Below are 22,213 nucleotides of genomic sequence, written 5' to 3' on the forward strand. Positions count from 1 at the left end.
CATAGCATAATATCCTTGAAGCTTGGTTTTCGTTTTATATACTTTAAAAATGATCTCTGTAGTTTACTCATTTCGATTGGTCTCCAATGACAAAATCAGACCTATCACACTACCAGCTATAAATACCCACCAGCAAATCCTGATATCTTGTAAAGCTAAAAAGGAAAATAGAGACATTCCAAAAGGTAATGTTAAGGAAAAAATCATACTCAAGAAGTTATTACTTCTAGCTAATACGTCTGAACTCAAATTAGACAGTAACAGAGTATCTAATTTAGGCATTGATTTCGACATAAAATACATAACAAAGGCTAAGCAAATAATACCGACCAGAGGAGGAAAATCTAAAATATTGGCAATAGCAAGTAATACAAATAGGAGAGCATTAAGGGATAACAAATTTGAAAAAGATAATTTCCCAAAATAATCATTAGGAGTTAAACTTCCAATAATAGCTCCCCCTAAGCTGACACCTTCAATCAAAAAAAGAGCTTGGGCATAACTGAGATGATAGATATCATGGTCTAATAAGTAAAAATGATAAATACCTCCAATAGCACCTCCTAAAGTGTTCATAATTAGAATAACAAGTACAATTTTGAATAAGGATTTACTTTCCTTTTTTCTAAACACATAGTCCATATCTGCATAGATTGTTTTCATTTGTTGGACTAAATTAATTGGTTGAGTCTCCACAGTTATAGACAAATGTGTCAGTTCTTTTCTATTTTTTAACAAAATCAGAGAAGATAACAGAAAGAAACCTGAGTTCACAATTGCAACTAAAGAAAAATTTTGTTGACTTGTAGTGAGTATCCATACCCCCAGAGCTTGACCTCCTAGATTTGATAAATAAGATACAAATTGAGTAAAGGAGTAGGCTTCATAGAGTTTATCTTCTGAAATATTATACTGAATAATCGGCATACGTAATCCCGCTGTATAATCTGATAAGACATCTGAACATATATTCATTAAACAAATAAAGGCAAAAGTAAAAAAATTAGAATCACGAATTACTATCGCAATCAAGAGAAATAAAATACTTTGCAAGCATCCAACCCAAATAATCATCCTTGCTTTATTTTGAGTCTGATCAGCCTTAATTCCCACATAAAAAGTAAATAAGAATGGCAAAATCGTAATCATATTTGCCACAAATACAGCTAGACTTTTAAATGGCAAACTAGCAGCATAGACGACAAACACCAAATTATAAATATATGCTCCACTTGAACTTAAAAACCTTGATAAAGTAAGTATTCTAAATAGATGATGTTTTAAAAATAGTCTCATAACAGATCGCTCCTATAGTTTAAAATTTTATACATATTTATGATTTGAGGAGATTCTTCTAAATTTCGGAGCGCAACCCTTTGCAGAATAAACCCACTTATTAGTAGTTCTTTTGCTATTAAAATAAAATCATCATTAGGAAAATATTTACAAACTGCTAATAAAGTATCTGCAAGGCCAATCATCCCTCCCCAATATCCAGAAAACTGAGCATATTCAACCAACAAGCTCGAACTCAAATCCAAAATAATATCCTTGTACTCAAATGGATCGATGTATAGTAACATTCGAATAATACCCGATGTTCCATCCAATAAATACGGAGAGGCCGTTGTTGAAGAATTTTTTAAAAATTTTTTACCGTCTATATCTAACGTATTTGATAGTACAATCTCAACACCTTTGTTTATAATTTTTTTATCAAAAGAAATATTATGTAAGAAAATTAAAAAACCAGATAAACCTTCTAATCCAAAATCACGAAAGTTATTAAATAAGGTTAATATTTCAGCAGATGTTGTATTTGTAGTTACAGAGAAGATTACTCTTGATTCTAATAGATTAAAAAATTCTTGATTGCTTAGTGGCAATAATTCAGTATTTATCCAAGCATCAATTTTTTTTTCTTTATTTTTTCTAACATATATATTTGAAAATATTTTTTTAGAAGTAAATATATCTGGTTCATCACTGAATAAATATTTTATCAGAATATCTATATTAGTATCAATACCTTTTTGAAGCAGTAATTCTTTGATGTTATCAATTTTAGAGTCTCTTTCTCCTTTTAACTGTAATCTACCTAGTAAAAATAATATCAAATTTGCGATTTTATAACAATCTGCTTTTTTACCTTCTATATAATTCCATTTTTCTAGACAGATATCGTTGTAGATTCCTACTAATGGACTCTCATTTGATAAATAAGAATTTTCTAAGTCAACAAAGTATAGTTCCAACATATTTGTAATTATAATATTGTCTGGATGAATATCATTCAAAACAATATTTTCTTGATGAAAGTATCCGACTAATTCTATTAGTTTTTCGAAAATTTTTAAAAGAGTAAGAAATTTAAAATAATTTTTAGTGATGTCGTTTTTAGAGTAGGAATATAAATTATAATCATCTACAAAATCTTTTAATGCAACTCCATCTATGAATTCATATATAAAATATCCATTTGTCCACTCATTAATTTTTTCCAATGGCTTAGGACTGTATTTAATAAATTTACTAGATATAATCCACTCTTTTTCTCTTAATTTTCTTCTTTCTATATTCTCATGGGACAATATATGGTTTCGACATTCCTTTATAATGACTCTCTCAGTAGATTCCTTTTGATTAGCCAAATAAATATTACCACCATTGCTACTTTTTAGAATAGAATTTATTTCATAATTATCAGACATATACGTATCTATAAATCTCTGAGGCTCTTGAATATCTTCAATCCATTTAGGTAAATCAAAATAGACTTTTTGATAATCTTGCCAAATTTCACCATCTGGTCCATACATAGTTGGAAAACCATCAATTAAATTATTTTCATTAACTATGTTGCATCCAAATCTGTAGAAAATATTATTAGAATTTTTATAGTTTCTATCGCTTAGTATATAAATGCCTTGTAAATTACAAGGTAATTTTTGATAAATCTTTTCAAGTAACTTTATACAATTCTCTCTATTCCTTGGATAAATTGTTATAAACTTCCCTGATTCCGCCAATGATTCAGTTTCAGAAAAATTTTTATAAATTTTATTAAAGTCAGACAAATACTTGTACATAGCTCCTTCTTGCTCTAACAACTCACTAACTACATCAAATACTTGTTTATAATTATTTATAGTGGCAGAAATATGAATTTTAAAACCAAACTCTTCCAATTCATATAAATTTTCATTACAATATGTAAAATCCGTTCTATCCATAGTTCACCTTTTTACAAATAGATAAAGGAGTATGATATACAAGTCCATACTCCTTATAAAACACTACCAATCTATACCTTAGTTCATTATCCTTTATGAACTGTGCACTTGTATGTTGCTACAAATTCTTTGACTGGTTCTGCATGTGTTGATGCAATCATTGCAAATTTTGTCATTTCTGTTACCTCCTTTATTTTATGAATCAAGTATAACAAAAAAAGCGGGAGTCCCCACTTTTTTGTAATATATTTTTCTTCAAAATAGATAAATTATATTCTAGAAACTATTAAATATGCAACATTAAGAATCGAATTTATTTTTTGTCAGCTAACACCATAAGAATATATTACAACTCCTTGCATGAAAATTGATTTAAAAAGTAGTTTTCATAGTATGTCGCACCATCTACGTATTCTAAATCCTTCAAAATCTCAATACCTCTCTTAATTCTTACACCCCCTTTATCCGATAATGTAAAAATAGTATCGTAATAACCTTTGGCAATCATATAAATAATTTTAAGATAGGCTTCTTGCTCTGGTAAATCTCGCTTTTCAATCTGAAAGATGAAATAATCTGCCTTTAACTTATCTTTTTCCTCTACTGCTTTAAATAGTCCATTAATTAAAATCGTATCAATACTAACTTTATTATCCGGTAAAGAACCTAATAAATCTGTTTTTTGTAGCATCTCCCTAGCATATTTAAAATAGAGCGGAAGAGGAAACAAGGTAGAAATGGTTGAAAATAGTTCTAATTCGTAATTTCCCCAAATATCAATAGTAAAAAAATAGTCATAAAGAAAATCCAACTCTTCATCAGTTGCTGTTGCTTCTAAATCAAAAAATACCAGAACACTTTTGATACGAATCATTTGTAAAAGATAGCTTTTTTCAGCACTTGAGGCATACTTTTTAGATGTCCTTTCGTACAATGCTTGAAGAGAAGCAAGACCTTCTTTTTCATATGTGTTCCAAAGATTTTCTGTAAAAGTCAAATTCTTTTTCTGAGCAAAACCACGTACCAAATACATAAATTCATTCAAATCAGAATGAATATGATCTAAAGCAGTAATTAATTTCACAGATGATAAATCAGCCTCCCCTCGTTCAAATTTGCTCAACATGGAATAAGTAAACTCTCCTCCCGTCGCCTCTTGTAAGGATATATTCCGACTCTTTCGTAACTCTTTAAAAATCTCTCCCATATTTTGCATATTGACTCCTCACACTTCTTAACTATCTAACTCATACAAGTCCGCAATAATCCCTGCAACCTTTTTAATATCTCCCAGCATTCCACGCATCTCAAAGTCAGCTAGAACAGGGAAACCAAAGCGCTGGCTGTATTGTTTAGCCGTCAAACAGTATTGGTTGTTAAAATTACGATTGCCTGATCCTACGACACCAAAACACTTGCTGGCATTGTCTCCATAGGCGATAAAATCACCTACTGGAGTGGTCAAAATCTCCACATCTCCATTGTCAACACCATTGCCACCTTCTAGATAAGTCGGTAGGAAAGCCACATATGGATTGGACATCTCAAAGAAATTTTCCCCCTCCTTGACCAAATCTTTAATATGGATCTTTTCCACTTCAATGTTCCCATACTGTTCTAATAGGTAAGCCTTCAATCGTGTTACGAAACTCTCCGTATTTCCGCTCAGACTGATATAGACTAAGGAAATTTTTTTCATTTTCTCCTCCTTTTTGAATCATAAAAAATAACTACCAAGATTGTATCTTGATAGTTATGCTTTGTCAACTCTTAGGCAAGTTCTTCCTCTTCTTGAGCTTCTGTTAATTCTTTTTGCTGACGCCACATTTTATAGAAGACGATTGCTAGGAAGATAATATTGAGTACAATCCCAAAAATAGCAGAACCTTTGGCACCAAGCTCCACTCCCATACGGATGTTAGGATCTGTAAAAAGTGAAACCGCATCCTGAACGCCGATAAAGTTGTAGATAGAACCAACGATGGCAACGAAGACATAAGCAAGATAAGTGTAGTTAGCCAATTGGATGTTTTTACGAATAAGGAAAACCAAAGCTACAACAACTAGAATAACAGATAAGACAACCAAGAGAATGCTGAAGACAGAATGACCATGCTCCGATACCTTAATGGTGTAATCAACGAGCTCCTTAGCATAAGTAGCATTAACACCTGATGCTGATGTTTCTAGATTGCTCATACTCTCCGCAGTAGGTACTGGAGATATGATTCCAAATAGTGACATTGCTGAGAGTAAGGCTGATAAAATCAGCAATACCCAAAGATAGATTGGTTTCTTTTTCATAAAAGTAACCTCCTCATAATTTTTTAATTATTATAGCATATTTTACGAAGGAGAACAACTGTTACAAGTTCGTTTCCACCTGTTTACGGTAGGCTTTAGGAGACTTCCCACACAGCTTTCGAAAAACCTTATAGAAATAACCAACATTACTGTAACCAACCGTATAGCAAATGTCCTCAATACTATCATTGGTGGATAACAAGAGTTGCTGGGCAGCCTTGATGCGTTGCTTATTGAGAAGCTCTGCAAAGGTGGAATTGGTTTCCTTCTTGATTAGTTGACCCAAATAAACGGGATTGATAAAGAGGTCCTTACTGATATCCTTGAGAGAAAGCTCTTTTTTGTAGTCTCTACCAATGACCTCGAGCACACTAACTACATTTTCATTCATGCGGTATTGGCCAAAGAAGGAAGTCAAGGTTTTCTTGGTATAAGCGACTAAGTCCTCAAAAGTTGTAATGGCATGGATGTTTTTGACAATATCTGTCATGTCATCTGCCTTCAGATGTTCAAAAAGATGGAAGACATCCATGACAAACTGGGTAAAGAGCTGCTTTGTGATAGATACTCTCGGTGTATTTTCTAAGACAATCTTCTCAAGCAAGGTCAATTCATCAATAATTTGCTGGAGATTTCCTTGAATAATCACCCGATAGATAGGTTCGTAGTAAGAAAAGAGACTTTCAGACTGATCTAAATTGACCGAACCATAAAAGAGAGTCTTTTCAACATCACGCTTCCACTTTTCAAAGTTGATTTGATAAGGAGCTTCAAAAGGCATGACTAGCAAACCCTCAAATTCCTGATCTGCAAGGACGATTTGCCAGTCCTGACCTAGAACATAGTAGGGAATAACAAAATCCCCTTGTTTTTCCTTGGAAAGCCCGATCCACCAATTTTCTTTTTGGCTGAGATGAGTCTTGAATGCTTCTTCATCTAGTTGCTGACTCAATATTTCTGGCTCATGAGATTTTTCACCAAGCTGACTGGCAATCTTTTCAAGCAAGCGTTCAAGCTCAACCTTATCGACTGGTTTGACCAGATAATCAACGACATTGAGATTCATGGCTTTTTTGACATAGTCAAATTCTTGATAGCCTGAAAGGAGGATATAGTAAGCATTTGACAACAACTCCTTCATCTCCCCAATCATCTCAAGCCCTGTCTTGTCAGGCATATTGACATCAGAAATGACAATATCTACTGGATGTTCTCGAACGTAGTCCAGAGCGTCGTCAGCATGATTGGCTGTTGCAACGACTTCCATATCCCATTTGTCAAAAGGAATCAAACGTTTGAGTCCTTCTGTAATCATGTACTCATCGTCAACTAAAAGTACTTTATACATCTTTATCCTTTCTCTTCATTTTGAATGGTAATTCGATAGCGAACACCTTCTTGTTTAACTGATTCTACACTGATGTCATAGCGGTCGCCAAAGTAGAGTACAAAGCGCTCATGCACATTGACAATCCCAATGGACTGGCGTTTCCCACTATAATCCACCGTATGTTCGAAGGTTCTTTGAGCTAATTTATCCTGGATCTCTGCTAGCTTATCAGCAAGCATTCCACGCCCATTATCGGTTACCAAGATTTCGACATATCCTTCTTTTTTCAAGGCCTTGATACTAATCACATTATCTGTACGTCGATGATCAACTCCGTGGGCAAAATAATTCTCCACCAAGGGTTGGAGGGTGAATTTTGGAATGCGCATTTCTTCCAATCCAGGGTCAATCTTAAATCCATAAGCAATGGATTTTGGATAACGCACCATACAGAGATAGCTATACTTCCGACAAAATTCCACTTCTTGCTTTAATGTTGTTTCTCGTTCGTCAGAGATGTTGTTGCGCAGGAGACTACTGAATTCGTAGATAATATCCGCTAGTTCATTTTGGTTTTCCATGACCGCGTACATCCGCAGAAACTCCAGAGTATTGTACATAAAATGTGGATTTATCTGAGCTTGTAGGGCGCGCATATTGGCATCTTTTTGACTCAGTTCAAGTTGATAAATATCATGGATATTTCTCTCCAATCGATCCAACATATCATTTGTTGTCTCAGCGATTACAAGCAATTCCTGGTCTTTTTTCGTGAGATCAATTCTTTTACCTTGTTCCCCTTGCGCAATATCATGGATAGTTTCCACTAGATCAACAACCTGCGTTTGATACTTCGAAAATGTTTTTTTCAAGGTTACATATAAAATAACGATAAAGAGGAGACTCAAAGCAAGAATAAAAATCGAACTAGAGATACTACCACTAAGGACATAATCCCTCGGAACTGCAACCTGCACCTGATATCCATGAACAGTCTCATCTTGCAACCACTCCTCTCGATCACGTTTTTCACCTAGGTGAAACATATCCGTTTCAAAAGGAGAGGTGATGCTCACAGCGATGGGAATAGTTCCTCTGGTATTGTCAATAGCCTTATAAAAAACATCGGAAGATACAGAGACATAAATAACACCAATAGCTTGATCCGATACTGGATCGGATACAGGAATGGCGAAACTATTAGCATCTGGCTTGAAAGCATCTGCAGAAACCTTGTAACCACTACGATTGTCCCTCTTCGAAACATAAACTTCTGTCGAGTCTTGCAAGACAATGGCTACACCCGTTACAAAACCATTGCGCACATAAAGGTCATCGATATTTTCATAAATGGATACAGAAATATAGGGCGATGCTTTACGCTCCAGTTGCCAGTAGAAATAATCTGGTGTAGTAAGGCTAAAATACTTATAAATTCCCTCGATTCGCGCTTGATTATCTACTAAACTTTGGGCTGAACGCGCTGATTCTCGATAGTAATACTCAACCTCACTCACTGTCCGAGTCAAGACCCGCTGGGAAACCTGTCTTGCTTCTTTTTCTCGACTATCCCAGTTCACATAGGAAATCAACAGGGCAAAACTAGCAATGATGACAATCATCACCCAAGTATAGGTTCGAAGGAGTGAATGAAGCCAAAATTGTTTCATTCTATTTGGACGCCAATTTTTCATGAATGCTTTCATAAATAGGCTCCAATAAATCACTAATAAAGAAGTGCCACATACCAATCCCTACAAAAATAATGAGGGCTGGCATATAAAACCCAATAATGGCTAACAAGACGCTACCAAGAAGAACTTTAGCCACTGCTGACAAGCTCATAAAAATTCCGATAAAGGCAAGCTTTAAGGTATTTTGATAGGATAAGTCAAAATAAACTTGTAATTTTAGAGAAACTGTATAAGCCAAAAAGACCAAGGCTACCAAAAAGATATTTAGAAAGGTTGCTGCCAAATGGATAATGGTCTGATGCGGCAATTGGATCATGAGATACAAACCATAAATCAAGATCAAGTCAAGTCCCATAAAGGTGTAGAAACTGAGATTGCTTTTAATAAAATTACTCTTGTAAAGAGTCCAAGCCTCTTTAAAACCATAGGCACGGTAAGAATAGCCATGTTCTGCAAATAAACTCATGATAGTCGCACTAGCTGGTGCTATACCAAAAATCACACCTCCTGCTAGTGTCAATAACCAAAAATAAGCCGTTGCAATCATCCCCAAAAAGAAACGATGAAAGACTAGCTCAATAAAATTTCCCACGGTTTGCCTCCAAAAAAATAATCTAGAACTATTATAACATATTTCAAGCGCTCTCAAAAAAGAAGAGGAAAGAAAAGGTAGTGAGAGTTGAACTTGCTACTTTTTAGAAGCAAGTTCGGAGCAAGTATCCATCCTTGTCAAATGGCCAAATGTTAGTTTATAAAGGATAAATATAATTGTTTAATAAGGATATTTGTGCTATAATAAAGATAGATAGAGATACCGATCAATGACCAAAGGAGTTTTCGGAAAAGATAAACATATTTGCAGATTAAATAATTACGATTCAACTTATTTACTGGATTAACAAAATAACGAAAGGAGTATGGACCATGACTATTTTTATTTTAAGAACTACTTTGTTTTTTATTGTGCTTGGATTGAGTCTTTTCTCTGATAAATTGTTCAAACAACATGCAAAAATTGGAAAAATAATTTGCACTATAATAGCAGCAGTCGCAGCATTATCATTTCTATTCTAAGTTATTTTAAGAGTACAGGAATTTGTTCGTCCTGTATTCTTTTTTTCTGCCAAATGTACATTGATCAAATAAATGACAAGTTGATAAAATTGATATGTAATTTCAAAACAAGATAAAAACGCTCTAGTCATATTGTGTCTAGAGCGTTTCTCTATATATCCGAACATCTAATTTATTTCACAAAGAATGTAGTTTTTTGGTTAATTTTTATTGCAATACATCGAAATTTTAAAATTCAATAATCGCGTTAAATCAAGGTTTTTAAACATCTAATAATATGCTTTTCTTTTATTTTAAAGACTTTTTGCCCGACCTTATTTCATTGTGAGATTTGTTATCTACACTATTTGCCTTTTTCTTTTGTCAAGCAATATGTGAGGCCCACTGATGAAATTACTGATATAAGGATTCTCTTTTTAATTTTTTTCTATTTTTGTTTATCATATATTTTAATGTTTGTCTATCAGTCACACATTCGTAATACACATTTATACAAAAAAGCTTTTTTCTTTGGAAGCCTTTAATAATAACAGTTTACATTAATGATTATTTCCCATTTAATACTATTTTACTGTATGTACTAATTTCAAATATCTTTTTCATGCATTGTACCCTTTATTTATCACATCCTTAACTGTCTATAAAAATCAGCATTCATTTCTAACAATTCTTTAAAAGGGATTATTTTTCTAACTGCATCTGATGGAGTATATTCCATTGACCAAATAAAAGGATAGGTCAAAACAACTTCATTTGCTTCAAGCGATAAATCTAATGTGAACAAATCTGATACTATCAGCTCTTGATAAAATGTGTCTAACTGATTTGTCGTCACCCAATATAAAAAGTCCTTATAATCTATCTCCAAATCCTCCCATTCTAATGTATCGGGAGCGAAATATTCTATTGCATTTAATTTTTCAATATTTATTGCAAATAGACCACCCAAGATATCATAAGCTATCAAACAACGATTCGAATTATAACATTTTGAAAACAATTCATTACAGTAGCTGAAGCCATTCTCTAAATCATTCCCCAAGATTTTTAAATAACCATTCACAGTTACATAAGAAAAATGTTCTAAGATAAACTTCAGTTCTTGTGGTCTTTCTATACTATCCGTTAGTTTTTTGTTAAATTCAAGGAATTTAATATCATTAGAACTTTCCTCAAATTCCGCAATAATCTTTTTCGTAGTTAACATTTTATTCGTCTACCCTATCCCATTCAATTTTTCACTCTTGCTTCATTTTTATTTATATGCACAACATTAAAGAAGCTCAATCGCAGATACTTCATTATCTAAATCAACAAATTCAAACTTCTCAGGATATTGCAGATAATCAATACATTTTTTAAAAACATGAAAAAACTCAGAGAAACAATGTTAAAATCATCAAAACATTTGATTTCTCTGAGATAAAAATTTGCTGATTGTACTCGAAACCTAGATCGTTCTTATCTACGATACTGTTTCAAGAAACGGGTCATCTTTTCTTGGATTTGGGCTAACTCATCTACACGTGGTAGATAAACGATACGGAAGTGATCTGGTTCTCTCCAGTTAAATCCTCGTCCGTGCACCAAAAGTACCTTCTCTTGCTTCAAGAAATCAAGGACAAACTGTTCATCATCGTCAATACGGTACATATTGCGATCAATTTTAGGGAAGATATAAAGACCCGCTTTAGGTTTAACCGCGGACAATCCTGGGATTTCCTGAATGGCATTATAAATAAAGTTTCTTTGCTCATAGATACGACCACCTGGCAATAGTAGTTCATCCACCGATTGGTGACCACCGAGTGAAGTTTGAACAACCTGTTGTGCTAGTACGTTAGAGCAGAGACGCATATTTGAGAGCATATTAAGCCCTTCGATATAGCCTTTGACATGCTTCTTAGGACCAGACAAGACCATCCAACCTACACGGAAACCAGCGATGCGGTGAGATTTAGACAGACCATTCATGCTGACACAGAAAAGGTCTGGAGCCAAACTTGCTACTGGTGTGTGGACATTACCGTCCATAACCATACGGTCGTAAATTTCATCCGCAAAGATAATCAAGTCATTTTGACGAGCAATCTCAATGATATCTAGTAAGAGTTCTTTAGGATAGAGGGCTCCCGTTGGATTATTTGGATTGATCAAAACGATAGCCTTAGTATTTGAACTAATCTTAGACTTAATGTCATCTAGGTCTGGATACCATTCAGCTTCTTCATCACAGACGTAGTGAACGGCATTTCCTCCAGCCAAGCTAACTGCAGCTGTCCAAAGTGGGTAGTCAGGCATAGGAACCAAGACTTCATCGCCGTTATCCAAAAGCCCTTGCATAGACATAACGATTAGCTCACTAACCCCATTTCCAAGATAGATATCATCGATACCTACATTTGGGAAGTTTTTCAGTTGGCAATATTGCATAATTGCTTTACGGGCTGAAAAGATCCCTTTTGAGTCCGAATAACCTTCACTATCACGCGCATTCATAATCAAATCATGGATGACCTCATCTGGTGCTGTAAAGCCAAACTCAGCTGGGTTTCCTGTATTCAAGCGAAGGATTTTTTCTCCATTTGCGCGCATGCGCATGGCTTCCTCAAGAACTGGACCACGGATGTCGTAAGCCACATGCTCTAATTTGATTGATTTGTTAAATTCTTTCATTTGAGTTCCTCAATTCATCAGGATAGTTAATATTATACCACTTGATAGAAAAATCGTAAATCGCCTAGTACTATTCCACAAAAAAACCTTGCTTAACGCAAGGTGAACAGAGCAAGGTCGATTTCTTTCTATTTTTGGGAGAAGAAAGAGAAAAATATGCACCTCTAGTAAGATATACGTCTAAATCTAAAGTCTCGCATATAAACTTCGAATCGAAAACGAAGGCATCGTTATGGGTGATAGTTGCATGAACTCATGAATTTCTTCCTGTGTCCAGCAAAACGCAAAGAAAAAATAAGTCGACTCAACAAACAACATAGACGATGTCTGGGCTAATTCGAGTCTGTTTGTAAAGAATTTTACCATATCACTGACTTCTTTCCCCTGCCCTGTCACTTAATATTATACACTAAAACTTTTGCATTTTCAAATAAGTACATATAAAAGGAACTCTTTTTTAAAGCGCCACCTAAACATTTAATTGAATATGATTCTACCTTTGCAACAAAAAAGAGAGAACCATCTGATTCTCTCTGAACTAAGTCCTACAATTACTATAATTAAAAGTAGTCGAAACTTAGCTTATTTTGCAATCTCTGCCAACATTTTTTCAATATGTTGGATTGATTTTTCACGTCCAAGCAAGTAGATGGTATCTGGCAATTCAGGACCATGCATCTCACCTGAAACAGCGATACGGATTGGCATGAAGAGATTCTTCCCTTTGATACCTGTTTCTTTTTGGACTGCTTTGATTTGTGGGAAGATATTTTCTACCACAAACTCATCGTCTGACATAGCTTCAAGTTTTGCCTTAAAGGCCTCAAGTACAGTCGGAACAGTTTCACCAGCCATAACTTCTCGCTCAGCTTCTGTCAATTCTGGGAAGTCTGAGAAGAAAAGGTCTGTCAATGGAACGATTTCGTCAACTGACTTCATTTGTGGTTTGTAGAGTTCCACCAATTTTTTAGCCTTGTCTGTCAAACGTCCTGCTTCTTCAAGGAATGGTTTTGCCATTTCAAAAATAGTCTCAAGGTCCGCATTCTTGATATAATCATTGCTCATCCAATCAAGTTTCTTCTGGTCGAAGGCTGCTGGAGACTTGCTAAGACGGTTTTCATCAAAGAGCTTGATGAGTTCTTCACGAGAGAAGATTTCGTCTTCCCCGCCAGGGTTCCAGCCAAGAAGAGCGATAAAGTTAAAGACTGCTTCTGGAAGGTAGCCCTTCTTACGGTAATCTTCGATAAATTGAAGAGTGTTAGTATCACGTTTTGAAAGTTTTTTACCCGTTTCAGAGTTGATAATCAAGGTCATGTGACCGAACTCTGGAGCTTCCCAACCAAGTGCTTCATAAACCATGAGCTGTTTTGGTGTATTAGCAATATGGTCATCTCCACGGATTACATGAGAGATTTGCATATCGTGGTCATCGATAACAACAGCAAAGTTGTAAGTTGGGTAACCGTCTTTCTTTTGGATAACCCAGTCACCACCGATATTGCCACCTTCAAACTCGATATCACCTTTGACCATGTCATGCCACTTGTAAATGCCAGCTTCATTAACTGCTAAACGAACAGTCGGGATGATACCTGCTGCTTCACGTTCTGCAACGTAAGCTACTTTTTCTTCTTCGCTCATACCAAGGTATTCGTTAATGTAACGAGGTGTTTCACCAGCTGCTTCTTGGCGTTCACGTTCAGCTGCCAACTCTTCTTCAGTGACGTAAGATTTGTAGGCTTTCCCTTCAGCAAGCAATTGGTCGATATATTTTTGATAGAGTTCCAAACGCTCTGATTGGCGGTAGTTTTCATGAGTCTCTGGACTTTCATCCCAATCCATGCCCAACCAACGAAGGTTTTCAAGCTGTGAACGTTCTCCGTCTTCAACGTGACGCTTACGATCAGTATCTTCGATACGGATGATAAAAGTTCCACCATGGTGGCGTGCATACAAGTAGTTAAACAATGCTGTACGGGCATTTCCGATGTGTAGTAGTCCTGTTGGACTTGGTGCATAACGCACACGAATATCTTTTGACATATCTTCTCCTATATAGTCTCTAGGCGTCTGCCTTTTTGCTCTCTATATTATATCACAAGTCGTGCCAGAGTCCAATTTCTCTTTTCGAGAAAAAGCAAAAAGAGTGGTAAAACCACTCTTTTCAGGCTCTATTATAGACGAGCGTTGAGTTCTTTGCTCAATTCTTCAAATCCTGGTTTACCAAGAAGGGCAAACATGTTACGTTTGTAAGCTTCAACACCTGGTTGGTCAAATGGGTTGATGGCATTCAAGTAACCTGAAAGGGCGATAGCCAATTCGAAGAAGTAGATAGTGTATCCAAGAGTGAAGGCATCTTGCTCAGGAAGAGTTACGTACATGTTTGGTACGTCACCGTCAGTGTGGGCAAGAAGAACACCGTCAGTTGCTTTTTTGTTAACGAAGTCAACGTCTTTTCCTTGAAGGTAGCCAAGACCGTCCAAGTCTTCTGCCAATTCAGGAATCAGCACATTTTTGCGAGGTTTATCTACACGGATAACTGTTTCAAAGAGGATACGGGTACCTTCCTGGATAAATTGTCCCAGAGAGTGTAGGTCTGTTGAGAAGTTAGCTGAAGTTGGGTAGATACCTTTTTGGTCTTTCCCTTCTGTTCAAGCACCCCTTGTGGATGCATTTGCTGGAAATTCCCTTGCACTGACTGGCTAGTTTGATTGACTTGCCAATCAACCACTGCGTCATCTATTTTTTCTAATTTAGACCCAGAAGCCTGGACTTTTTGTCCAGGCTCTGAATCAATTTTTTAGACTTTTATTTTTCTAAATTGCTTGATTTGAAATTTTATTATGGTTAAGCAGTTTCAAAAATCTGAATGGTAGAATCTTTATCAATTACTACCGCTTGATCTGCTACAACATGGAGTGTACCAGGAAGGCTCCCCTCTTTTGAACCATCAAAAGAAATCGTGATATGTCCCAGTCCAGTTAAATTTTTTTCTACTACATTTCCTACGGAACTAATCGAATATTCCTGATTATCTACCACCAGCTTGCCACCTTCTAGTATTGAACCTAGCAGATTTTTATTATCAATCTTAAAACAATACTCTGATAAATCTTCCGGTGCTTCTTCTCCAAATAAAATGAGCATATTGGCATCTTGAATCATATTCTGAGCTTCAGACCCTACTTGAATTACTTTAGTTTCAAAAATTTTCTTCATCTGATTTCTATTCATACTTTCTCTAATTTGTCATAAACTTAGGCTTATAGATAAGTTTAACATAATATAGCTACTCTGTTTACATGCGTCTATCAAAGGTCTACTGATAAAGACCAATACTAGCTATCCAAGCAACTAGCACCCGCGGAACACCATTGAGAAAGCGTGAATAAAGTACCGAAGGGACACCAACCTCAACTGTTTCAGCCTTGGCTTCAGATAGGCCGAGTGCTACAGGAATGAAATCACAACCGTTTTGAGTGTTGATAGCAAATAAAGCTGGCAGAGCCATTTGGGGCGGAATAGTCCCTTTTCCGATTTCGACTCCAATTAAAGTTCCAATAATCTGACTAATAACAGCTCCGGGACCTAACAAAGGAGATAGGAATGGTAAGGAACAGATAAAGCCAATTAAAACGAGTCCCCAGATGTTCCCCGCTAGGGGAACCATTAATTTTGCCAGCCAATTTCCAACACCGGATCCTTGAATAACCCCAATCAGCAAGGAAACAAAGGCCATGAAAGGAATTATTGTATTGAGCATTGTTTGGATGGCTTCACGAGCAGCCTGGTTGAAAGTTGCAACGACCTTACCAGCCCCCATCCCAATTCGTGCTACAATACTTGTTTCAGCTTTTTGCTCTGTAATTTTTTTACTAGTATCGTAAGTTGGCTTTTCAGTTACCACAGTTGTCGCTTTTTCGTCTTCATTAGCAGCAGAAATTTGATTAAGGCCAACTGCTGACACATAGATTTCCTCGGTTATATATTGAGCTAGAGGCCCACTTTTCCCTGTAGCAACAATATTTATTGTAGGGATTCCCTTTTTAGGATAAATACCACAGCGAAGAGTACCGCCACAATCCACGATTGCTAAAGCAATTTCCTCATCTGGGATAGAAGTTTTAAACCCATTAACAGCTTCCATACCGGTCAAATCAGCAATTTTATCTACAATATCTGGCTTTTCTCCGCCGCCAGTAATATAGATGAATTTATGCTTAGCTTCACTAGGTGTAATGACCAAAGGTCCTCCGAAACCGCCATTTCCTTTAACAACTTTTATACTCTTATATGACATAATTTCACTCTTTCTATAAATCAAATGTTTTACTCAAGGTAACACCTTGCTGTTTTGCTACATAAGCAGTTGTAAAATCGGTCACCCAACCGCCTACAAAGTTCATGACAAGCCCAACAAGCATGTAACGAATGGCTAAGTCCATTTGACTTAAACCTAAAGTTTGAATTCCTGTTGCAATTCCCATCCATACAAACAATTCCCCAGGATTGATATGCGGAAATACACCATTTGAAGTATGGCAGAACTGCATCTGAGCTGCTACAAAACTAGGTTTATAATATTCTGGTAAGAAACGTCCCATACTGATTGCCATCGGATTCCCCAGCATAAAGGCTGAAATGAAAGGTAAAATCATATACCGGCTAACAGGATTTTTGGCAGAAATCTTAGCCAGGGAATTGACCTTCTCTTCTCCCAAGAAAGCGATAAGGGTATTCATTGCAATCAATAGCATTAAGACAAGCGGTACAATATTTGTCATCCAGCTAATAAAGGTTTCTCCACCTAATTGGAAGAGTTTCATAAAACTCTCTGCAAAATTTGTAATGTGATTCATAAGGAACTCCCTTTCTTATTTTTTTTAAATAACTGTTTAATAGATAATTGTAAGTAATTCGCATAAAAGCCGAATCCCAGAAAAGAATCAGATGAACTTGTCTCTTTCTCAATACCTGCCTCATGCCAAAGATAGACTTTTCTAGCATCTTCTATAGCTGATTGCATCAACTTATTTTCTTTTCTCACAAGAGGATTATACTTGTCAAAATAATGGATGTCTTCTCCAACATAATCGTCCATATTTTGAAAACGTGCTAAGATTGTGACTCCTTGCATTTTGCTAGCTTTAAGAACCCGACCGTTTTCATCAACCGCGAACATGACAATCGTACCGGATTTGATTCTTCCGGACTTCCTGCCAATCGCTACGCGCCCCAGTCTTCGGAGCATCGTATAGGTCTTATTGAAGTCTTTGAGTTGCTGCCAGCCGAGGAACATTTGAAATATATAAGCTGCCATGACAAATACAGCGAAAATTATTAGCGAATTCATTAAAATACTCCTTTGCTCTTAGAAAATGATAGAAACTCTGTCTCTGTTTCTACAGCCCTCAAAGCTTCTTTTAGAGAAGGCTCTCCTGCAATTCGAAAAATGTCGTCATACAATTCCAGCAATTCACTCTCCATTTTGCTTTCAATTTCTGAGGGAATGGCGACTAGAAAGATAAATTCAATCCAATCATCTCCTTTTTGATAAGGCTCTTCTAGCTTTCCAAACATTAAAATAGTCTTTGCATAACCCTGGTTAATTGTATGGGGGAAGGCAATTCCTCCACCAAAAATGGTTGATTGTTTTTTCTCCCTATCAATTATCCGATTTCTAAAACCTTCATCAATCATCTGAAGTTTCTCTAACTCTGCAACCATATTTAGCAAGTATTGCTGATAGGTTTTTTGGGGACTCAACCGAAGAAAACGTAAGCTGACTGTTTCTAGATTTTTTTGATGAAAAGCATTGGCCCTCTGCCATTCTTCCCGCAGCCATTGATCATCAAAAAGATGATTAACTTGAATGACTGGAGATTTAGAATCTTTATATTTTAGAGGAACTGTCGTAAAAATCGCGAAATAGTCCTGATTCAAATCCAGATTAAAATCCTCTTCAGAATACTGAGTAATGTCTACATCATTTCCAAGGATTCGTCTGAGTTGCTGAATAATCATCGCAGCAGTTCCTCTTCCTGTTGTGCAAACTACTGCTATCTGCTTGCGAGAACCATTTACAACAGAGTTTTGCTTTCTTAAAATCATTTCAAAATACAAAGCCAGATATCCGATTTCAGATAATTCCAATTCAGAACCAAAAATTGCAGACAGTTCTTCTCCAGCAATTTTCGCCATTTCAAAAGCAAAAGGATATTGAGTTTGAACCTCGCCATGGAATATATCATTAGCTTGCACATGGAAAATCAGTCGATTGATTAAGGGGCCTAGATGAGACTTGATTTCTTCAAATAATTCTTCATCATCAAAGTTAACCAACATTGTTTCTTTGACTTTCTTGACAATCCCTTGAAAAATGTTTGCAAGCTGTTCAGATTGATAAGACGGCTTGCTTAAAGTGTCAATAAAACGGATATTAAACGGAAAACACAAAAAGTCTATTTCAAACTGACTGAGGGAAATCTTATAAGTCATCTCAATATGATAGATTAATTTTTCAACCAAAGGTGTCTCTGTTAAATCATTCCTATAGTAAGGAATAGGGCAACTCAACACCCTAGATGCATAAATACGCTCCACCATAATTGAAATTGTCTTTCGAAGGAGTTCCTTTGTTTCTTTCGGGATTTTATACTCCTGGAGTAGCGTCTCCAGAAAAGAAGATGTTGCCTCGGTGAGTGTCTTTCCTTCAAAGTAAGGGGCCACTTGGTGAATATAGAGCAAGCGCAAATTCAGCTCGGACCCCAAGACCTCCAGCCCACGGTTGGGCTTTCCTGAAATAGTGATAGAGTAACTCTCTGCCAAAGATTTTACTTGTTTTAAATCCTTATTAAGGGTACTTCTACTAACACCTGCCTCCTCAGCCAAGTCGTCAATAAGAAGAGGGGAGGTTGACTTAATTAAACGTTTTAGTAAATAGGCAATTCTTTTACTGGAAGAATTGAAGTCACTCTCCCGTTTTAAACTACCAGATAAAATCCTTTCCAACTCAGTATAGTCATACACCTCTAACATTAACTTATCATCTTGTGAGATAATCTGGATACTCGGAGCCAAAACATCATTTAATTGTTGGATACTCTTTTGCAAGGTTTGCATACTAATATCCAGCTCTGAGCGCATATCTACCAAGGAATAAGTTGGCTGTGAGACCATTTTTTCTAAAATGTTATACCATCGATTTACTATGGTCAACTCTCTTCCTCACCTTCATTTTTTTAACCGCGAGTTTTCCCCCCGGCAATATTTGTAGTGACTCCAGTTATATAGCTAGAACGGTCTGAAATATAGAATGCTACAAGGTCAGCTACTTCCCGTAGTTTACCACTTCGTCCCAAAGGAGTTGTTGAAGTTGAAGCATAACCAGCTCGAATATCTTCTACCGTCTTTCCACGGGTATAAGCAAGAGCTTCCTCATAAGAAAGAGTTCGAAGTCCCGTAGCTTCCATAATTCCTGGAGCAATTCCAACCACACGTACACCATGCTTACCCAGCTCTTTTGCCCATGAACGAGTGTAACTATAGACTGCTGCTTTTGTGGCAGCATAGGCACTTTGTCCTTCAGAACCTTCCAAGCCTGCTTCTGAAGCCATGTTCACAATTACACCTTTTCTATTTTTCACTAAAATACGTCCTACTGCCTGACTAACCAAATACAAACCTTTTTGATTAATCATTGTTACTTTTTCAAACGTTTCATCGTCTAACTCGTAAGGACCTTTAGGATTTTCTGCATCAATTAATAATCTGGGAACATTAATCCCTGCATTATTGACTACCGCATCAATATTGCCAAATCTTTCAACTATTTTGGCAACACCCTCTTCTACTTCAGAGCGAGAAGTTACATCAACTTTTACAAATAATAGATTCGGGTGACGCAAATCGTTGTCGCTAAGATCAAAATTCGCTACATTGACTCCTAATTCCAGCAATTCTTCAACGATTGCCTTACCGATCCCAGATGACGCGCCAGTCACAAGAACTGTTTTGCCTTTTATGTTTAACCAATCATTCATTTTGATACCTCTCAAATTTTATTTACAAGGCAATTATACAGCGCTTTCATAAAAGAATTAAGACACTCTTTTTTACACTTTTAAAAAAAATAATAAACTAATTAAGAGGCTTGTACTAAAAATCCACAAGAAATGAACTTGTGGATCTTTTTATATTCTAAATGAACTCAAAGCATATGAGAATCAAAGGCGTGCATTCAACTCAGCACCCAGCTCTTCAAAGCCTGGTTTCCCAAGAAGAGCAAACATGTTTTTCTTATAAGCTTCAACTCCAGGCTGGTCAAATGGATTGATACCATTCAGGTAGCCAGAAAGAGCAATAGCCAACTCAAAGAAGTAAATAGTGTAGCCCAAAGTGAACTCATCTTGCTCAGGCAGTGTCACAAACATATTTGGAACTCCACCATCAGTGTGTGCTAACAGCACTCCATCTGTAGCTTTTTTATTGACAAAGTCAACATCTTTTCCTTGCAAGTAGCCAAGACCGTCCAAGTCTTCTGCCAATTCAGGAATCAGCACATTTTTGCGAGGTTTATCTACACGGATAACTGTTTCAAAGAGGATACGGGTACCTTCCTGGATAAATTGTCCCAGAGAGTGCAAGTCTGTTGAGAAGTTAGCTGAAGTTGGATAAATCCCTTTTTGGTCTTTCCCTTCTGACTCACCAGCCAGTTGCTTCCACCACTCAGAGAAGTATTGCAGAGATGGTTCATAGTTAGCTAGAACTTCTGTCAGATAACCTTTACGGTACAAGATATTGCGTACAACTGCATATTGATATGCTTCATTTTCAGCCAACTTATCAGAAGCATAAGCCTTGCGAGCAGCATTTGCTCCTTCCATTAACTTGCTGATATCAGCTCCTGCAGCTGCGATTGGCAAGAGCCCCACTGCTGTCAATACTGTAAAACGACCACCTACACTATCAGGCACTACAAAAGTATCCCAGCCATTAGCATCTGCTTCAACTTTAACTGCACCTTTAGCGCGGTCTGTAGTTGCGTAGATACGTTGGTTAGCTTCTTCTTGACCGTACTTCTTAACCAAGAGTTCTTTGAAGACACGGAAAGCAATAGCCGGTTCAGTTGTTGTACCTGATTTAGAAATCACGTTTACTGAGAAATCTTTGTCTGATACATAGTCTACCAAATCAGCCAAATAGCTTGAAGAGATAGAGTTTCCAGCATAGAGGATCTGAGGTGCCTTGCGTTCTTCCTTTCTTTGCAAGTTTACAAATGAATTATTCAAGAAATCAATAGCTGCACGAGCTCCTAAATAGGAACCACCAATACCGATTACGATCAATACCTCACTATCAGATTGGATTTTAGCAGCAGCCTTTTGAATACGAGCAAATTCATCTTTGTCATATTCTTCAGGTAAGTTCAACCAGCCAGTCATTTCTGCCCCAGGACCTGTACCATTTCTCAGAGCAGAATCTGCTGCAGTCACTTGAGGCTGCATATAATCTAGTTCATGTGGTGCAACAAATTTATCTAATACTTTTGAATAATCAAATTTAATATGTGACATAATATTCCTCCAAAATTTCTTCTCTTCTATCATAACCCTTACCTTAGATTTTTTCAAGTTTTTATACTGAATTTTTCCAAATTTTATCATAATTTAAACATTTGCGTAAAAAATGTTACAATATTAAAATTTGAACGAAATAAGACAAAAAAACGACTAAATTTCTAGTCGTTACAATTCATTCAATAAATACTCAAATAATTGGCTCTATAATATTTGTAGTGGGTAAATCCCCTATAGATATTATGGAGCCTATTTTGTTGTAGAAAAAAAGTTCCATAAGATCTATAATGAAAAGCGACCAAACTCTCATTAGAAAGAATCATA

The 22,213-nt window shown here is 36.3% G+C and carries 19 protein-coding genes and 1 pseudogene; 1 reads left to right on the top strand and 19 read right to left on the bottom strand.

The window, feature by feature from the left end; all coding sequences use genetic code 11:
• Positions 1-63: 63 nt before the first annotated feature.
• From QM406_RS06740 to QM406_RS06775, 8 genes are all read right to left on the bottom strand, one after another.
• Positions 64-1,296 (bottom strand): transporter, encoded by a 1,233-nt coding sequence (locus QM406_RS06740; protein WP_281335510.1) that lies wholly within the window; start codon positions 1,294-1,296, stop codon positions 64-66.
• The gene (locus tag QM406_RS06745; RefSeq protein ID WP_281335511.1) at positions 1,293-3,233 is read right to left on the bottom strand and encodes a kinase; all 1,941 of its coding nucleotides are present in this window, start codon (positions 3,231-3,233) and stop codon (positions 1,293-1,295) included. The genes QM406_RS06740 and QM406_RS06745 overlap by 4 nt, the downstream gene beginning before the upstream one ends.
• Positions 3,234-3,579: 346 nt before the next feature.
• Positions 3,580-4,449 carry an Rgg/GadR/MutR family transcriptional regulator gene (locus QM406_RS06750; protein WP_414273772.1) on the bottom strand — a complete coding sequence of 290 codons (870 nt, stop codon included), beginning with the start codon at positions 4,447-4,449 and terminating at the stop codon, positions 3,580-3,582.
• A gap of 18 nt (positions 4,450-4,467) precedes the next feature.
• Positions 4,468-4,932: a class Ib ribonucleoside-diphosphate reductase assembly flavoprotein NrdI gene (gene nrdI / locus QM406_RS06755; RefSeq protein ID WP_414273773.1), complete on the bottom strand. Its 465-nt coding sequence runs from the start codon at positions 4,930-4,932 to the stop codon at positions 4,468-4,470.
• A 71-nt stretch (positions 4,933-5,003) separates the two neighbouring features.
• A complete protein-coding gene (locus QM406_RS06760) occupies positions 5,004-5,537 on the bottom strand; it encodes an ABC transporter permease (RefSeq protein ID WP_414273774.1) in 534 nt (177 codons plus the stop codon).
• A gap of 61 nt (positions 5,538-5,598) precedes the next feature.
• Positions 5,599-6,885, bottom strand: a complete 1,287-nt coding sequence (locus tag QM406_RS06765; RefSeq protein ID WP_414273775.1) for a response regulator — start codon at positions 6,883-6,885, stop codon at positions 5,599-5,601.
• A gap of 2 nt (positions 6,886-6,887) precedes the next feature.
• Positions 6,888-8,561 (bottom strand): sensor histidine kinase, encoded by a 1,674-nt coding sequence (locus tag QM406_RS06770; protein ID WP_414273776.1) that lies wholly within the window; start codon positions 8,559-8,561, stop codon positions 6,888-6,890.
• Complete coding sequence (locus tag QM406_RS06775; protein ID WP_248034802.1) at positions 8,539-9,153, bottom strand: YesL family protein; 615 nt, start codon at positions 9,151-9,153, stop codon at positions 8,539-8,541. Before QM406_RS06775 ends, QM406_RS06770 begins: the two co-directional genes overlap by 23 nt.
• Positions 9,154-9,485: 332 nt before the next feature.
• On the opposite strand from QM406_RS06775, the gene QM406_RS06780 reads away from it, so the two are divergent.
• Complete coding sequence (locus QM406_RS06780; RefSeq protein ID WP_414273777.1) at positions 9,486-9,635, top strand: hypothetical protein; 150 nt, start codon at positions 9,486-9,488, stop codon at positions 9,633-9,635.
• A 622-nt stretch (positions 9,636-10,257) separates the two neighbouring features.
• Here the strand turns inward: QM406_RS06780 and QM406_RS06785 are convergent.
• The 11 genes and pseudogenes from QM406_RS06785 to QM406_RS06835 form a co-directional block, all read right to left on the bottom strand.
• Positions 10,258-10,842: a DUF2625 family protein gene (locus QM406_RS06785; RefSeq protein ID WP_414273778.1), complete on the bottom strand. Its 585-nt coding sequence runs from the start codon at positions 10,840-10,842 to the stop codon at positions 10,258-10,260.
• Between the two features lie 254 nt (positions 10,843-11,096).
• Entirely contained in the window at positions 11,097-12,311 is a 1,215-nt protein-coding gene (locus QM406_RS06790) for a pyridoxal phosphate-dependent aminotransferase (protein WP_414271208.1), read from the bottom strand.
• A 582-nt stretch (positions 12,312-12,893) separates the two neighbouring features.
• Complete coding sequence (gene gltX, locus QM406_RS06795) at positions 12,894-14,354, bottom strand: glutamate--tRNA ligase (RefSeq protein ID WP_414273779.1); 1,461 nt, start codon at positions 14,352-14,354, stop codon at positions 12,894-12,896.
• 131 nt (positions 14,355-14,485) lie between these two features.
• Positions 14,486-14,962 (bottom strand): annotated as a pseudogene (gene pgi / locus QM406_RS06800) (glucose-6-phosphate isomerase); the annotation flags it as partial.
• A gap of 196 nt (positions 14,963-15,158) precedes the next feature.
• Positions 15,159-15,530 carry a PTS glucitol/sorbitol transporter subunit IIA gene (locus tag QM406_RS06805; RefSeq protein ID WP_033585537.1) on the bottom strand — a complete coding sequence of 124 codons (372 nt, stop codon included), beginning with the start codon at positions 15,528-15,530 and terminating at the stop codon, positions 15,159-15,161.
• Positions 15,531-15,630: 100 nt separating this feature from the next.
• Positions 15,631-16,611, bottom strand: a complete 981-nt coding sequence (locus QM406_RS06810; protein WP_000120696.1) for a PTS glucitol/sorbitol transporter subunit IIB — start codon at positions 16,609-16,611, stop codon at positions 15,631-15,633.
• A gap of 13 nt (positions 16,612-16,624) precedes the next feature.
• Entirely contained in the window at positions 16,625-17,170 is a 546-nt protein-coding gene (locus QM406_RS06815) for a PTS glucitol/sorbitol transporter subunit IIC (RefSeq protein WP_001015684.1), read from the bottom strand.
• Positions 17,167-17,664: a transcriptional regulator GutM gene (locus tag QM406_RS06820; RefSeq protein WP_001086645.1), complete on the bottom strand. Its 498-nt coding sequence runs from the start codon at positions 17,662-17,664 to the stop codon at positions 17,167-17,169. Before QM406_RS06820 ends, QM406_RS06815 begins: the two co-directional genes overlap by 4 nt.
• The gene (locus tag QM406_RS06825) at positions 17,664-19,490 is read right to left on the bottom strand and encodes a BglG family transcription antiterminator (RefSeq protein WP_080981318.1); all 1,827 of its coding nucleotides are present in this window, start codon (positions 19,488-19,490) and stop codon (positions 17,664-17,666) included. The genes QM406_RS06820 and QM406_RS06825 overlap by 1 nt, the downstream gene beginning before the upstream one ends.
• Before the next feature lie 62 nt (positions 19,491-19,552).
• Positions 19,553-20,353, bottom strand: a complete 801-nt coding sequence (locus QM406_RS06830) for an SDR family oxidoreductase (RefSeq protein WP_001000838.1) — start codon at positions 20,351-20,353, stop codon at positions 19,553-19,555.
• A 183-nt stretch (positions 20,354-20,536) separates the two neighbouring features.
• Positions 20,537-21,886, bottom strand: a complete 1,350-nt coding sequence (locus QM406_RS06835; RefSeq protein ID WP_000018239.1) for a glucose-6-phosphate isomerase — start codon at positions 21,884-21,886, stop codon at positions 20,537-20,539.
• Positions 21,887-22,213: the final 327 nt, after the last annotated feature.

Origin of the sequence: Streptococcus infantis (genome assembly GCF_047465035.1) — a bacterium.
GTDB lineage: Bacteria > Bacillota > Bacilli > Lactobacillales > Streptococcaceae > Streptococcus > Streptococcus infantis_T.

What these genes read in the sequence shown, in the direction of transcription:
- gltX (WP_414273779.1), bottom strand. Translation starts at nt 14,354, where the DNA reads ATGTCAAAAGATATTCGTGTGCGTTATGCACCAAGTCCAACAGGACTA.
- QM406_RS06790 (WP_414271208.1), bottom strand. Translation starts at nt 12,311, where the DNA reads ATGAAAGAATTTAACAAATCAATCAAATTAGAGCATGTGGCTTACGAC.
- QM406_RS06830 (WP_001000838.1), bottom strand. Translation starts at nt 20,353, where the DNA reads ATGAATGATTGGTTAAACATAAAAGGCAAAACAGTTCTTGTGACTGGC.
- QM406_RS06770 (WP_414273776.1), bottom strand. Translation starts at nt 8,561, where the DNA reads ATGAAAAATTGGCGTCCAAATAGAATGAAACAATTTTGGCTTCATTCA.
- QM406_RS06820 (WP_001086645.1), bottom strand. Translation starts at nt 17,664, where the DNA reads ATGAATTCGCTAATAATTTTCGCTGTATTTGTCATGGCAGCTTATATA.
- nrdI (WP_414273773.1), bottom strand. Translation starts at nt 4,932, where the DNA reads ATGAAAAAAATTTCCTTAGTCTATATCAGTCTGAGCGGAAATACGGAG.
- QM406_RS06810 (WP_000120696.1), bottom strand. Translation starts at nt 16,611, where the DNA reads ATGTCATATAAGAGTATAAAAGTTGTTAAAGGAAATGGCGGTTTCGGA.
- QM406_RS06745 (WP_281335511.1), bottom strand. Translation starts at nt 3,233, where the DNA reads ATGGATAGAACGGATTTTACATATTGTAATGAAAATTTATATGAATTG.
- QM406_RS06780 (WP_414273777.1), top strand. Translation starts at nt 9,486, where the DNA reads ATGACTATTTTTATTTTAAGAACTACTTTGTTTTTTATTGTGCTTGGA.
- QM406_RS06825 (WP_080981318.1), bottom strand. Translation starts at nt 19,490, where the DNA reads ATGGTCTCACAGCCAACTTATTCCTTGGTAGATATGCGCTCAGAGCTG.
- QM406_RS06785 (WP_414273778.1), bottom strand. Translation starts at nt 10,842, where the DNA reads ATGTTAACTACGAAAAAGATTATTGCGGAATTTGAGGAAAGTTCTAAT.
- QM406_RS06805 (WP_033585537.1), bottom strand. Translation starts at nt 15,530, where the DNA reads ATGAAGAAAATTTTTGAAACTAAAGTAATTCAAGTAGGGTCTGAAGCT.
- QM406_RS06740 (WP_281335510.1), bottom strand. Translation starts at nt 1,296, where the DNA reads ATGAGACTATTTTTAAAACATCATCTATTTAGAATACTTACTTTATCA.
- QM406_RS06835 (WP_000018239.1), bottom strand. Translation starts at nt 21,886, where the DNA reads ATGTCACATATTAAATTTGATTATTCAAAAGTATTAGATAAATTTGTT.
- QM406_RS06765 (WP_414273775.1), bottom strand. Translation starts at nt 6,885, where the DNA reads ATGTATAAAGTACTTTTAGTTGACGATGAGTACATGATTACAGAAGGA.
- QM406_RS06760 (WP_414273774.1), bottom strand. Translation starts at nt 5,537, where the DNA reads ATGAAAAAGAAACCAATCTATCTTTGGGTATTGCTGATTTTATCAGCC.
- QM406_RS06815 (WP_001015684.1), bottom strand. Translation starts at nt 17,170, where the DNA reads ATGAATCACATTACAAATTTTGCAGAGAGTTTTATGAAACTCTTCCAA.
- QM406_RS06750 (WP_414273772.1), bottom strand. Translation starts at nt 4,449, where the DNA reads ATGCAAAATATGGGAGAGATTTTTAAAGAGTTACGAAAGAGTCGGAAT.